The sequence below is a fragment of the Escherichia sp. WS1152 genome, assembly GCF_046487665.1.
Classification (GTDB): domain Bacteria; phylum Pseudomonadota; class Gammaproteobacteria; order Enterobacterales; family Enterobacteriaceae; genus Escherichia; species Escherichia coli.
In genome coordinates, this window is sequence record NZ_JBJQJA010000003.1 from 49,422 (window position 1) to 63,725 (window position 14,304).

Here is a 14,304-nt window from a genome sequence, read left to right on the forward strand (position 1 = left end):
CATTTTATTAACGGCTCTGCTTTCTCAACAAATAGATAAAATATGGCGCGCCGATAAAGGTCGACAGCAGCCCCGCCGGGATCTGGAACGGAAACAGCACCATCCGCCCACACCAGTCAGCGAACACCAGCAGTAAACCACCCACCAGCGCCGAAATCACGATGTGCGGCATCGTCCGTCGAAAGCCCATCATCCGCGCGATATGCGGTGCCATTAAACCAACAAAGCTCAACGGTCCAATGGTCATCGTCGCGGTCGCCGTCAGGCAAGCCGCTAACAGCAGCAGCGCAATTCGCGTCGGCGTTAACGCCACCCCCACGGCCCGCGCGGTATCACCACCCAGCGGTAAAATGGTCAGCCAGCGGCGGCACAGCGGGGTAATCGCCAGCAAAATCACCATCACAATTCCGGTGCGCCAGACCTGCGCATCGGTGGCGTTGTAGGTCGAACCAGAGATCCAGGTCAGCACTTGCGCCATTCGCGGGTCACCACTCGCCTGCAACATCATTAAAAGCATGGTGAATGCGGTACTTAACGCCATCCCCGCCAGTAACATGCGGTGTGGGGAAAATCCACCGCGCCCGGCGGCGATCATAATAATCAACAGCGTCACCGCGGCACCGATACTGCCCGCGGGTAACAGCCAGCCAAAGGCATTACCCGGCACCAGAAACAGCATTAACACCACGCCAAACGCCGCGCCAGAGCTAATCCCCAGCACTTCCGGGCTTGCCATCGGGTTTCCGGTCAGCCGCTGAATAATACAGCCCGCCACCGCCAGCATGACGCCCGCAAACAGCGCCGCCATAATTCGCGGCCAGCGCCAGGGCATTAAATCATCGAGCAACGCCCCGCTCGCCCACGTCCAGCCGTGCGCATCACGACCAAACGACAGCGCCACCACCACAGCCATCAACAGCAGCACGCCGCCCGCGAGGGCAAACGCCAGCACATGTTGGCGTTCAGCCGCGACACGATCGTTGACCTTCATATCCGGCGCGCTAATGCTGCGTAAACGCGGCAGCAACCACAGTAGCAGCGGCGCACCGATCAACGCAGTGACCGAACCGGTGGACACTTCCATCCACACGCGAGTCAGCCAGAGGATGATTTGATCGGAAAGCCAGAGGATCAGCGCACCAATCAACGACGCCAGCATCAGTCGCGGCAGCAGACGCCGCGCCCCCAGCATTTTTGCCAGCAGCGGCGCGAACAACCCGATAAAGCCGATAATCCCCACTGCGTTCACCAGCAGCGCACTGATGACTATCGCCAGCAACAGCGCCGCCAGACGCGCGAGCGACAAGGCCAGCCCGAGATTGCGCGCCACGCCATCATCAAGCCCCATCAGGGTTAACGGACGAAGTAGCAGCAACGTCAGCATCACACCGCCCAGCAACTGCGGCCATAAACGCTCAACACCGCCCCAGTCGGTTTGCGTCAGCGTTCCGGTGCTCCACAGAAACATGCTTTGCAGTTGGTCATGGTGGAAGATAACCAGTAACTGATTGATTGCCCCACAATAAAGGCTCACTACCAGCCCCGCGAGAATCAGCGTTACCGGCGACAGCCGTTTCCCCCACGCGACGCCAAAGACAATTAAGCCAACAACACAAGCCCCTGCCAGCGCAGCAAACTGGCTCGCCATCGCACCAGGGATCGCCCAGAGCGTCGTGACGGTAATCCCCAGTTGCGCGCCTGTAGCAACGCCCAACGTCGTCGGTTCCGCCAGCGGGTTACGCAGCACTTGCTGAAACAGCACGCCCACCAGCCCCAGGCCCGCGCCCACCAGCAGCGAAATCGCCAGACGCGGTAACAAGCTGTAGTGAAAAATCATCTGCTCGATGACGTTAATATCCGGCGACCAGGCGGCCTGCGCCCACTGGCTACGCGGCAGCGCCTGCGAAAAGTTCATCCAGGTCAGCGCCGTAGCGACAATCACCAGCAGCGCCAGCAATAATGCCGGGAAAAGCGCAATACGTTTACTCACGCTTTACCTCCAATGGCGTTATCCAGAACGCGCACAAAGTGCATTGCCGAGAGCGTTGCACCATAAAACCAGACTGCGGGTACGCGCTGAAAGCGTCCGGCGCGGACAAACGGCATGGCCTGCCACAGCGGCGTTGCCATTAGCGCATCCATGTCTTTGCTGTTGTCGTGATCAAAACAGAGCACATCAACGTCTTTATACGCTGCCAGACGATCGATGCTGACGGCGGTACTGCCCCAGAAGTTGGTTTCCCCTTGCCAGGCATTTGGGATGCCGTACTCATCGAGAATTTCCTGGAACAAGCTGTTTGGACCGAAGACCAGCATATGGCGCGGATCGATAAGCGTCGTCAGCAATAACGGACGCGCACCACGCTTCACAAAGCGGGGTTTCATGCTGCGGATAAAGTCTTCATATTGCGCTAAATGCGTTTCTGCTGCGCTTTGCAGGTTAAGTAAATCCGCCATTTCCGTCAGCGATTTACGCGCCATCGCCAGCGGCTGTTTGCCGTCGCTGAAGTTAAATCCACGCCCCGGCGCAATACGAGCCAGCATTTCTGGCGAAGGACCATATCCCGCCGACCAGACCATAAACGACGGTTTCATTTCGGTCAGCAGTTCGAGGTTAGGTTCTGTACGCAAACCGACGTCAATCACCGATTCAGGTAGTGGTGGTTCGCTGACCCACAGTCGATAGTTGATGGTGTCTGCCACGCCATAAGGCACGATGCCGAGCGCCAGTAGTAATTCCACCGGCAGCCACTCCAGCGCCACAATACGATTTGGGTCAATAGCCGCCGCGTGGGCGGTATTCATCTGCCATAACAACGGAGAAAGCGCCATCGCCGTTAACAGTCGACGGCGCGAAATAAGAGGTAAGCCGCTCATCAATAAACAAAACTCACAGGTGCAGCACCCGCCGGATGCGGCAGAATACCCATCGGGATGCCATAAATCATTTCGAGGGTTTCGCCGCGCATAATTTCCGCAGGCGTTCCCTGAGCAATCATTTCACCGCCGCGCAGGGCGACCAGATAATCACAGTAACGCGCAGCCATATTGATATCGTGCAGCACGGCAATGACCGTCAGGCCACGCTCCTGACTTAAACGGTGCACCAGCGCCAGCACATCAACCTGGTGGGCGATATCCAACGCCGAAGTCGGTTCGTCGAGCAACAGACAACGGCTATCCTGCGCCACCAGCATGGCGATCCACGCCCGCTGACGTTCGCCGCCAGAGAGGCTGTCTACCAGCCGATGCGCCAGCGATTTTAAGCCAACCAGCGAGATAGCTTCCTCAACTTTTTCGCGATCTGCCGCACCAAAGCGCCCTAGTGCGCCATGCCACGGGTAACGACCAATCGCCACCAGTTCACGCACGGTCATCCCTTCTGCCGGAGGAAGCTGCTGCGGTAAATAAGCCACTTTGCGGGCGAACGCTTTGCTGCTCCAGCTTTCCAGCGGCTGGGCATCAAGAAGAATCTCCCCTTCCGACGGCGGCTGATGACGGCCAAGCATTTTGAGCAGAGTGGATTTACCAGAACCGTTGTGACCAATCAGACCGGTCACTTTCCCGGCAGGAAAGGTTAACGACAGCGGATGCAAAAGCGTGCGCCCGGGCACACGAAAGGAGATATTACGCAGTGCAAAAGTGGTATCGGAATGATTCGTGTATTCCTGCATAACAGCCAACTTGTGAAACGGGCACGGAAATCCGTGCCCCAAAAGAGAAATTAGAAACGGAAGGTTGCGGTTGCAACGACCTGACGTTCTGCGCCCCAGAAGCAGCCATAAGTGTTAAAGCAGCTGGCGACGTATTCACGATCGAACAGGTTGTTAACATGCAGCGCCACGTTGGAGCCCGCCATGCCGACTCGCGCCAGATCATAACGCACTAACGCATCCACGACCGTATAACTTCCCACTTTAAAGGAGTTAGCCGGATCACCATAGCTGGAGCCAGTATAACGACCACCGGTGCCCAGCGTCAGACCTGAAAGCGGACCGTCAAAGAAGGTATAGTCAGCCCACAGCGAAGCCATGTGTTTTGGCACCTGTGCAGGCGTATTGCCTTTATAGGTAGTATCGGTGGTGTATTCCGCATCGGTGTAAGTATAAGAACCGACTACGTTAACACTCGCCGACAGCGCCGCTTTCGCTTCGATTTCTACGCCACGTGCGCGGATCTCGCCACCTTCAACCGAGAAGAAGGAACCCTCAGGGTCCGCCATCAGGTTGTTGGTTTTAGTGAGATTATACACGGCACCAGTAACTACAATCGGACGATCTTCCGGTACATATTTCACGCCGACTTCATACTGCTTACCTTTAGACGGTGCGAAAATATTACCATCCTTCCCAACTTGCGAAGAAGGTTCAAACGATTCGCTATAGCTAAAGTAAGGTGTTACGCCATTATCAAACAGGTAGTTAACACCACCACGCCAGGTAAACTGTTTGTCATCACGTTTATCGGTCGTCCCGGCAACGCGGTTAAGAGATTCTTGATCTGCCCAGTCATAACGACCGCCCAGGGTGACCAGCACTTTATCCCACTGCGCCTGATCCTGAACATAAACGCCCGTTTGTTTCTGTTTATTCAGAATGCGGTAAGGGCCGGAGTTTGCCGGATCTTTGGCATTGAAGTCGAAATCGGTATTCACCGGATTGTACAGATTGAGCAGTGGCACAGAGTCGTCGTAACCAAACCAGGCGTTGATGTCATTACGCATACGCATAAAGTCGACACCGGTCAGCAGGGTGTGGTCGATATCGCCAGTGGCAAACTTGCTCTGCAACTGGGTATCAACAGAGAAGTTTTGCAGCTTCTCATCATCAACGACGTATTTACGTGCCAGATAATGGCCTTTATCCGCTGGCGCTAATGCCGCACACTGTTTGCTGTAAGCATTCGCCGGATCGGAGCAGACGCCGTAACCATAAACGCTGTTTTGCGAGGTTTTGTTTTCAGCAAAGCGCAGGTTCTGACGCACAGTAAAGGTGTCGTTAAATTCGTGATCGAAGCTGTAGCCCACCATCTTCTCATTACGAGAATAGGTGTTGTTCTTCGCCCCTTCGTTAAAGTCTGTCGGCAGACGCTTACCGTTCGGCAGCGGCTCAACGGTTCCCTCTTTCGGCAACCAGCCGTAATAACCGGTTTCCGGCTCGTTCTGGAAGTAAGAAAGGAAGGTGAAATTGGTTTTATCATCCGGACGCCAGGTGAACGCCGGTGCAATAGCATAACGCTGCTCTTCTGACCCTTTCTGCTGGGCATTGGCAGAACGCGCAAGACCGGTCAGGCGATAAGAGTAAACGCCATCATCATCCAGCGCATCGCTAAAGTCAAAACCAGTCTGGAACAGGCTGTCAGTACCGGCTTTAAACTGAACTTCTTTCAGCGGTTCGGTGGTCGGACGCTTGCTGACCATATTCAACAGACCGCCAGGACTGCTTTTACCGTAAAGCACGGAAACCGGGCCACGCATAATTTCAGCGCGTTCCAGCATATACGGATCAATGACCGCATCGTTATAGAAGTTGCCCTGCAACTTCAGGCCATTCAGATAGTTATTTTGGCTTTGGCCTTCTGCCGCAAAACCGCGAATGATCAGGTGGTCATAGGTGTTGGATGCGCCACGCGTACCAACAGAGACACCCGGCGTATAGCTAAGCGCTTCTTTCACCGACTTCGGCTGATGCAGCGCCATCTCTTCGGCGGTCACAACAGAAATAGACTGTGGCACTTTTTGAATCGGCGTATCGGTTTTAGTGCCGGTAGCTGACTGTCGCGCCGCAATAGTTGCAGCAGGCCCCCATGCGCTTTCTTGCGGCGCAGGTGCAGCGGTAACGGTGATAGTGTCTTCTTTCGGTTCAACCGCTGCCTGTGCATAAACAGACATGCCGCTAACCGCTGTGGCTACTACAACTGCGATTTTACGCAGTGAGTGTTTTGGCTGAGCAGTTTTGGAACGCGCCATTGGTATATCTCTGATGTAAAGTGAATGATAACGTAAACGAGAATGATTATTATAAAGATAAGATAATATTCGAAACGCTGGCGGGTTCGCAAGCGGTACGCAATCTGAGCGTTCCTGAAGGGTTAATAAACAACCAGATGAAAAGAAAGGGTTAATATTTTAGATGGGATGTTATTTTACCGGATGGCAACTCGCCATCCGGTATGTCACGTTTAGACGTTAATTACTACCAAACATATCTTTAATCCAACCGGCTACACCGTCGCTGTCTTTCTGCTCTTGCTGAGCAGGTTGCTGTTGCGGCTGTTGCTGCGGCTGAGAAGACTGATCAAACGGATTGCCTGACGGCTGCTGCTGCATCTCACTCTGCTGGCACAGCGATTGCGGATCGCTGGTCCAGACCGGCAAGACACGCATGCCACCGCTGCAAACAAAGTTGCCGTCGTAGTCCACGCCCATATCTGCAATATCTTCTGGCGGAACAAGATTCAGCGGCGTTGGCGTCTGGTTAGCCAGATAACGCTGATAAATCGACATTGCCCCGCTGGCACCATACAGTTTGGTCGGCTGGTTGTTATCACGGCCGACCCAGGTGATGGTCACCGTGCTGCCGTCAATGCCCGCAAACCAGGTATCTACGTTATTGTTGGTAGTCCCTGTTTTCCCTGCCAGATGCAGGTTCGGGTATTTCGCCCCAAGCTGACGACCCGTACCACGTTGTACCACCTGCTGCATGGTCCATAGTGTCAGATACGCCGCCTGCGCCGGAACAGCGCGTTCCGCCTGCGGGAAGCTCTGATACAGCACTTTGCCATCTTCCGCGATTACCGAACGCAGCGCAGAAAGCGGTGCACGGTTACCACCGCTGGCGATGGTCTGGAATGCCTGCGCCACTTCGATTGGCGTTAAGTTCAACGCCCCCAGCAGCATTGCCGGAACCGGATGCAACTGATCTTTCGGTACGCCCAGTTTGATCCAGGTATCCGTAACCGCAGGCAGCCCCAGCGCCATCCCCAGATTTACCGTCGGCACGTTCATCGAACGGGTCAACGCATCCACCAGCATCACTCTGCCGCTTTCGCTATAACGACGGTCATCATTCTGCGGTGACCAGACCTGGCCATTCGGCTGACGCAGCGCAATTGGCGCATCCGCAATCCACGTATTCAGACGATAGATTTTCGGCTGGCTTAAGGCCGTCAGATAAGTCGCTGGTTTTGCAAGGGAACCAATCGAACGACGCGCCTGCATCGCACGGTTGTAGCCCGCAAACTGCGGCTCAGAACCTCCGACCATCGCACGAACTTCACCACTAAAGCGGTCGACGACCACAATCGCGGTTTCCAGATCGCTCAGCTTACGCTGTTTCTTAAGTGCCGGAATGCCTTCCACGGCGGCTTTTTCTGCCGCGTCCTGGGCCACCGAGTCAAAGGTAGTGAAGATCTTCACGCCGGAGAGATCTTTTACCTTATCGCCTAATTTAGCCTGAAGCTCCTGACGCACCAGTTGCATAAAGGCTGGCTGAGGAGAGATCACCCCACCGCGCGGCTGAACACCCAGCGGACGCGCACTCAACATGTCATAGAGTTCTTGATCAATAATCTGTTGCTGTTGCAGCAGACGCAGTACCAGATTACGTCGCTCCAGCGCCAGTTTCGGGTTACGCCACGGGTTGTAGATGGACGCTCCTTTCACCATACCGACTAACAGCGCCTGCTGATCGAGGCTCAATTCTTCTACCGGGCGACCAAAGTAATACAAGCTCGCCAGCGGGAAGCCGCGGATTTCGTTGTCGCCGCTCTGACCGAGATACACCTCGTTCATATACAGCTCAAGAATACGGTCTTTGCTGTAACGCGCGTCCATGATCAGCGCCATGTAGGCTTCATTCGCTTTACGCCAGTAAGAGCGCTCGCTGGAGAGGAACAGGTTTTTCACCAGCTGCTGCGTCAGCGTACTCGCCCCCTGCACCGTTCGACCTGCGGTCAGGTTTGCCAGCACCGCACGTCCGATGGAGTAGAGACTGATCCCATCATGCTCGTAGAAATGACGGTCTTCTGTCGCCAGCAAAGTATCCACCAGCAAATCCGGGAAACCACTGCGCGGCACAAACAAACGCTGCTCACCGTTTGGTGAGGAGATCATGGTGATCAGACGCGGATCAAGACGGAAGAAACCGAACTGACGGTTGTTCTCCATATTGACGATGGTCGCCAGATGATCGCCATCAAAGGTCAGACGCGCACGCACCTGCCCTTCTTTGCTGTCCGGGAAATCAAACGGACGGCGGATCATCTCAATGCTGTTAGCCTGCACAGTAAATTCGCCAGGACGGGTCATTTTCGACACCTGACGATACTGGGTTGCCTCCAGCAGCTTCACCATTTCGTTCTTGCTGATGGTCATGTCTGGCTCAAGGTTGACCATTCGGCCATAAACTGCCGCAGGCAGTTGCCAGACCTTGCCATCAATACGGCTGCGAATTTTTTGATCGAGATAAACGCCGTAAATGGCGATCAGCACGGCAAAAACGATAGCCAGTTTTAACAGCAGCCATAGCCAGCCGCGTTTGCCACGAGGCTTACGCCCTTTGCCTTTGCCCTTACCTTTGCGCGGCATCGGTTCTTCATCCTCATAGTCATCATAATCGTCGTAATCATCGTCATCTTCGTAACGACGACGGCTTACCTTTTGTTTGACCGGACGCGTCGGTTTCCCTTTGCGTCCAATTGGCTCGCGGTCATTCCCGGCCATGCTTTTTCTCCGCAATATTCAGGCGCAAAAGCCCGATTTTCTGTTCTTCTGTTACAAGACAGAAGAAGATATCTCTCAAAATTTGAGCTCGATCGGTCCCCTCTCCCTTAAGGGAGAGGGTTAGGGTGAGGGTGAACGTGCGCGCTGATGCCCTCACCCCGGCCCTCTCCCACAGGGAGAGGGAGAAAACCAACCTTACGAATACTTTTTCGTCCGTCGCGTCGGTGCCGTGTTTGCCGGGTCGTCCGGCCAGACGTGTTTGGGATAACGCCCTTTCATCTCTTTTTGCACCTCACGATACGCCCCTTTCCAGAAGGCCCCCAAATCACGCGTGATTTGCAGCGGCCTTTGGGCAGGTGAAAGCAATTCCAGCACCAGCGGCACGCGCCCCTGGGCGATCGTCGGATTGGTGGCCTCACCAAACATCTCCTGCATTCTCACCGCCAGCGCGGGCGGGTTATCTTCATGATAACGAATGGCGATCCGGCTTCCCGTCGGCACAGTGTAATGCGCAGGCAATTCACTATCCAGACGTTGCTGCATTCCCCAATCAAGTAATCCGCGTAGTGCCTGATAAATGTCGAGTGATTTCAGGCCGCGTAGTGAATGTACACCGGCCATATGTGGCAGCAGCCACGTTTCCAGCGTCGCCAACAAACTTTCATCATCAACCGCTGGCCAGTCATATTCTGGCAACCACTTTCCGGCGCATAACAAACGCAAGCGTAGCTGTTCCGCTTCCGCCGTCCAGTTGAGCACGCTTAAACCTTTATCACGGATGCCGTTAAGCATCGCCTGATGCAACTCGTCTTCTGACGGTTTCGCCAACGGCTGCACTTTCACCGTCAACTGACCGATTTGCAGCCGACGCCAGGCTTTCAGTGTACCTTGCGCGTCATCCCATTCCACGGTGTCAGATTGCTGCACCAGCTGCGGACTGCGTCGCACTAATTCATCAATATCGACCGGTAACGCCAGTAAAATCCGCGCATCCGGCGAGGCGCTGCCCTGCAATAATAACGGTGCGATCAACCATTCGTGGCGGCTTAGCGCGTCGTCGGCATCGAGCATCGCCCCCATGCCGTTTGCCAGTTGATAGCGTCCATCTTGCCCACGGCGGCGAGCAATGCGATCGGCAAACGCCCCGGCAAGTAGCGGCGCGATAAGCGAACTGTCTGCCTCACCGCCGCGTACGTTTAAGCGTTTTAACAGTTGCTGACTACGTTGCTGCCAGGCTGGTTGATTGCGCGAAAACGCCACGCCCAGGTCACTATTGCCCATCCGTGGCGGCTCTTCGAGAATGGCGGCAATTTTTGCCGCGGTAGCAGCTTCGTCGTCGCTCTTTGCGCTAACCAGCATTGCCGCTAAACGCGGATCGTTACCCAGCGCTGCCATTTTTTGCCCCTGCGCACTAAGCCGTTCACCGTCCAGCGCCCCCAGCATCTTTAACAGGCGTTTCGCGGCCAGTAAATTCACTGCTGGCGGTTGATCCAGCCAGCTCATCTGCGCTGGATCGCTGCATCCCCATTGCAGTAATTCCATCAGCAAACCGGAAAGATCGCTTTGTAATATTTCCGGTTCACTTTGCGCCGCGGCGCGTTCTGCTTGTTCCTTGGCGATTAAATGCTGGCAGATACCCGACTCCAGACGCCCGGCGCGCCCGGCACGCTGCGTCATGGATGCCTGGCTAACGCGTTGAGTAATCAGTCGCGTAAGCCCCGTGCGCGGATCAAAACGCGCCACACGCTCCTGGGCACAATCCACCACCAGACGAATACCTTCAATGGTTAAACTGGTTTCAGCAATATTGGTCGCCAGCACCACTTTGCGCATCCCTTGCGGTGCCGGGAGGATCGCTTTTCGCTGATCGTTCAGCGACAACGCGCCATACAGCGGGCAGAGCAACACATCACTGCCGATGCGCGAAGCCAGTTGTTCCTGCACACGCTGAATTTCTCCGACGCCCGGTAAAAATAACAGTAATGATCCGCTTTCCTGACGCAGCATTTCGGCGGTAGCAACCGCGACGGCTTCGTCAAAACGCTGATGCGCGGGCAACGGAAAATAGCGGCGCTCAACCGGAAACGAGCGCCCTTCTGAGATGACGACGGGCGCTTCTGGTAGCATTTGTTGCAAGCGGTCGTTGTCCAGCGTAGCTGACATAATCAGCAGTTTAAGGTCATCGCGCAGGCCTTGTTGCACGTCTAGTAACAACGCCAGCGCCAAATCCGCCTGCAAGCTGCGTTCATGGAATTCATCGAGAATCACCAGCCCAACACCGCTCAGTTCCGGGTCACGCTGGATCATCCGCGTCAGCACGCCTTCGGTAACCACTTCCAGGCGGGTATTTGGCCCGACGCAGTTTTGCGCACGCATCCGGTAGCCAACGGTATCGCCTGGCTTTTCGTTAAGCAGCTCCGCCAGCCGTTGCGCGACGTTACGCGCCGCCAGACGACGCGGCTCCAGCAGGATAATTTTCCCGTTAATGCCGGGATGCGCCAGCAGTTGCAGCGGCAGCCAGGTTGATTTCCCGGCCCCGGTCGGCGCACTTAATAATACCTGCGGCGCACAATCGAGAGCGGTAAGTAATTCAGGTAAGACGGCAGCAACGGGCAACGACGACACAAAACGCTCCAGAGGGTTAACATTCTTCGCGCCACATTGTAGCATCGCGGTAATTCATAACCGAGTGCCTCACATGTCTGAACCGCAACGTCTGTTCTTTGCTATCGATTTACCTGCAGAAATCCGCGAACAGATTATCCACTGGCGCGCCACACACTTCCCACTTGAGGCGGGACGTCCGGTCGCCGCCGATAATTTGCATCTGACTCTGGCATTTTTAGGCGAAGTGAGCACCGAGAAAGAGAAGGCGCTTTCTCTTTTAGCCGGACGGATTCGTCAACCTGGTTTCACACTCACGCTTGATGACGCCGGACAATGGCTGCGTTCGCGTGTGGTGTGGTTAGGGATGCGTCAGCCTCCACGCGGCTTAATCCAGCTGGCGAATATGCTCCGTTCACAGGCTGCCCGCAGCGGTTGTTTTCAAAGCAATCGTCCGTTTCATCCACATATTACCTTATTGCGCGACGCCAGCGAGGCGGTGACAATCCCGCCGCCAGGTTTTAACTGGTCGTATGCGGTGACGGAGTTCACCCTTTACGCCTCCTCGTTTGCCCGTGGACGCACACGCTACACGCCGCTAAAACGCTGGGCGCTAACGCAATAACAAGGATTGTCGCAATGGAATTTTCTCCCCCTCTACAGCGCGCGACGCTAATTCAGCGTTACAAACGTTTTTTAGCCGATGTGATCACACCCGATGGTCGCGAATTAACGCTACACTGCCCGAATACGGGTGCGATGACCGGTTGTGCAACGCCTGGCGATACCGTCTGGTATTCGACTTCAGACAACACCAAACGGAAATACCCACACACCTGGGAATTAACTCAAAGCCAGAGCGGCGCATTTATTTGCGTCAACACGCTTTGGGCTAACAGGTTGACGAAAGAGGCTATCCTTAATGAATCAATTTCAGAACTGTCAGGCTATAGCTCGCTGAAAAGCGAAGTAAAATACGGCGCAGAACGCAGCCGTATTGACTTTATGTTGCAGGCGGATTCGCGTCCAGACTGCTATATTGAAGTGAAATCGGTTACGTTAGCGGAGAACGAACAGGGATATTTTCCCGATGCGGTCACTGAACGAGGTCAGAAACACCTTCGGGAGTTGATGAGCGTAGCGGCTGAAGGCCAGCGTGCGGTTATCTTTTTCGCCGTGCTGCATTCAGCCATTACACGGTTTTCACCCGCGCGCCACATCGATGAGAAATACGCGCAACTATTGTCAGAAGCTCAACAGAGGGGGGTAGAAATTCTGGCTTACAAAGCGGAAATTTCTGCTGAAGGCATGGCTCTTAAAAAATCACTGCCGGTTACATTGTAGTAAAGTAAGTAACTGGTTAATTTACATTCTGGTCGCGTGCGCAAATACGCTTTTCCTCACACAGTTGTCAAGTGTTACGTTTAGATAATTGCTATCCGGAAAAGCATCTGCTATTTATAGCGGCCTCATTTTTCCCCCGAACATGGGGATCGATAGTGCGTGTTAAGGAGAAGCAACATGCAAGAAGGGCAAAACCGTAAAACATCGTCCCTGAGTATTCTCGCCATCGCTGGGGTGGAACCATATCAGGAGAAGCCGGGCGAAGAGTATATGAATGAAGCCCAGCTGGCGCACTTCCGTCGTATTCTGGAAGCATGGCGTAATCAACTCAGGGATGAAGTCGATCGCACCGTTACACATATGCAGGATGAAGCAGCCAACTTCCCGGACCCGGTAGACCGTGCAGCCCAGGAAGAAGAGTTCAGCCTCGAACTGCGTAACCGCGATCGCGAGCGTAAGCTGATCAAAAAGATCGAGAAGACGCTGAAAAAAGTGGAAGACGAAGATTTCGGCTACTGCGAATCCTGCGGTGTTGAAATTGGTATTCGCCGTCTGGAAGCGCGCCCGACAGCCGATCTGTGCATCGACTGCAAAACGCTGGCTGAAATTCGCGAAAAACAGATGGCTGGCTAATTACAGCCGTTCCATCACGTTTACCACAGGCGGGAAATGCTCCCGCCTTATTTTTTGTTCAAAGAGATGACAGACACACACTATATTGGCCGCTTCGCCCCCTCTCCTTCCGGCGAGCTTCATTTTGGTTCTCTGATTGCTGCGCTTGGCAGCTATTTGCAGGCTCGCGCCCGACAAGGTCGCTGGCTGGTACGCATAGAAGATATCGACCCGCCTCGTGAAGTTCCCGGTGCCGCAGAAACTATCCTGCGCCAGCTGGAACATTACGGCCTGCACTGGGACGGCGATGTTCTCTGGCAATCGCAACGTCACGATGCCTATCGTGAAGCACTCGCCTGGTTACATGAGCAAGGACTAAGTTATTACTGCACCTGCACGCGTGCACGTATTCAAAGCATTGGCGGTATTTACGACGGTCATTGCCGGGAATTGCATCATGGACCAGGCAACGCCGCAGTGCGTATCCGCCAGCAGCATCCGGTCACCCAGTTTACAGACCTGCTGCGAGGCATTATTCACGCCGACGAAAAACTGGCACGGGAAGATTTTATTATTCATCGCCGTGATGGTTTGTTTGCCTATAACCTGGCGGTGGTGGTGGATGATCACTTCCAGGGCGTGAGCGAAATTGTCCGCGGGGCAGATTTGATCGAACCGACAGTGCGGCAAATCTCGCTGTACCAGCTTTTTGGCTGGAAAGTGCCAGATTACATTCATCTGCCGCTGGCGCTTAATCCACAAGGCGCTAAACTTTCCAAGCAGAATCATGCGCCTGCGTTGCCGAAAGGCGATCCACGCCCGGTACTAATCGCGGCACTTCAATTTCTGGGTCAGCAGGTAGAAGCACACTGGCAGGATTTCAGCGTCGAACAAATCCTTCAGTCAGCCGTCAAAAACTGGCGGCTTACCGCAGTGCCTGAGTCGGCAATTGTAAATTCAACATTCTCAAATGCGTCATGCTGAGCTATGATTAGCCGCTATTTTTTTGTCCTGAATGATGT

10 protein-coding genes are annotated in these 14,304 nt (G+C 54.6%); 4 read left to right on the forward strand and 6 right to left on the reverse strand.

Features of this window, described 5'->3' with window-relative positions:
* Positions 1-7 precede the first annotated feature (7 nt).
* From fhuB to hrpB, 6 genes are all read right to left on the reverse strand, one after another.
* The gene (fhuB, locus tag ACJHW7_RS06480) at positions 8-1,990 is read right to left on the reverse strand and encodes a Fe(3+)-hydroxamate ABC transporter permease FhuB (RefSeq protein WP_021556426.1); all 1,983 of its coding nucleotides are present in this window, start codon (positions 1,988-1,990) and stop codon (positions 8-10) included.
* Positions 1,987-2,877, reverse strand: a complete 891-nt coding sequence (gene fhuD, locus ACJHW7_RS06485) for a Fe(3+)-hydroxamate ABC transporter substrate-binding protein FhuD (RefSeq protein ID WP_001308256.1) — start codon at positions 2,875-2,877, stop codon at positions 1,987-1,989. Before fhuD ends, fhuB begins: the two co-directional genes overlap by 4 nt.
* The gene (fhuC, locus tag ACJHW7_RS06490; RefSeq protein ID WP_040234503.1) at positions 2,877-3,674 is read right to left on the reverse strand and encodes a Fe3+-hydroxamate ABC transporter ATP-binding protein FhuC; all 798 of its coding nucleotides are present in this window, start codon (positions 3,672-3,674) and stop codon (positions 2,877-2,879) included. The genes fhuD and fhuC overlap by 1 nt, the downstream gene beginning before the upstream one ends.
* 50 nt (positions 3,675-3,724) lie before the next feature.
* Entirely contained in the window at positions 3,725-5,968 is a 2,244-nt protein-coding gene (fhuA, locus tag ACJHW7_RS06495) for a ferrichrome porin FhuA (RefSeq protein ID WP_000124421.1), read from the reverse strand.
* A gap of 219 nt (positions 5,969-6,187) precedes the next feature.
* Complete coding sequence (gene mrcB, locus ACJHW7_RS06500) at positions 6,188-8,722, reverse strand: bifunctional glycosyl transferase/transpeptidase (RefSeq protein ID WP_000918155.1); 2,535 nt, start codon at positions 8,720-8,722, stop codon at positions 6,188-6,190.
* A 195-nt stretch (positions 8,723-8,917) separates the two neighbouring features.
* Positions 8,918-11,347: an ATP-dependent helicase HrpB gene (hrpB, locus tag ACJHW7_RS06505; protein WP_021556425.1), complete on the reverse strand. Its 2,430-nt coding sequence runs from the start codon at positions 11,345-11,347 to the stop codon at positions 8,918-8,920.
* Between the two features lie 73 nt (positions 11,348-11,420).
* On the opposite strand from hrpB, the gene thpR reads away from it, so the two are divergent.
* The 4 genes from thpR to gluQRS all read left to right on the forward strand — a co-directional run bounded on the left by thpR (position 11,421) and on the right by gluQRS (position 14,266).
* On the forward strand, positions 11,421-11,951 hold the full coding sequence (gene thpR, locus ACJHW7_RS06510; protein ID WP_001294682.1) for an RNA 2',3'-cyclic phosphodiesterase: 531 nt from the start codon (positions 11,421-11,423) through the stop codon (positions 11,949-11,951).
* A 14-nt stretch (positions 11,952-11,965) separates the two neighbouring features.
* Complete coding sequence (gene sfsA, locus ACJHW7_RS06515; protein ID WP_000396036.1) at positions 11,966-12,670, forward strand: DNA/RNA nuclease SfsA; 705 nt, start codon at positions 11,966-11,968, stop codon at positions 12,668-12,670.
* Between the two features lie 177 nt (positions 12,671-12,847).
* On the forward strand, positions 12,848-13,303 hold the full coding sequence (gene dksA / locus ACJHW7_RS06520; protein WP_001155227.1) for an RNA polymerase-binding protein DksA: 456 nt from the start codon (positions 12,848-12,850) through the stop codon (positions 13,301-13,303).
* Positions 13,304-13,369: 66 nt separating this feature from the next.
* Positions 13,370-14,266 (forward strand): tRNA glutamyl-Q(34) synthetase GluQRS, encoded by an 897-nt coding sequence (gene gluQRS, locus ACJHW7_RS06525; RefSeq protein WP_032154012.1) that lies wholly within the window; start codon positions 13,370-13,372, stop codon positions 14,264-14,266.
* The last annotated feature ends 38 nt before the right edge of the window (positions 14,267-14,304 follow it).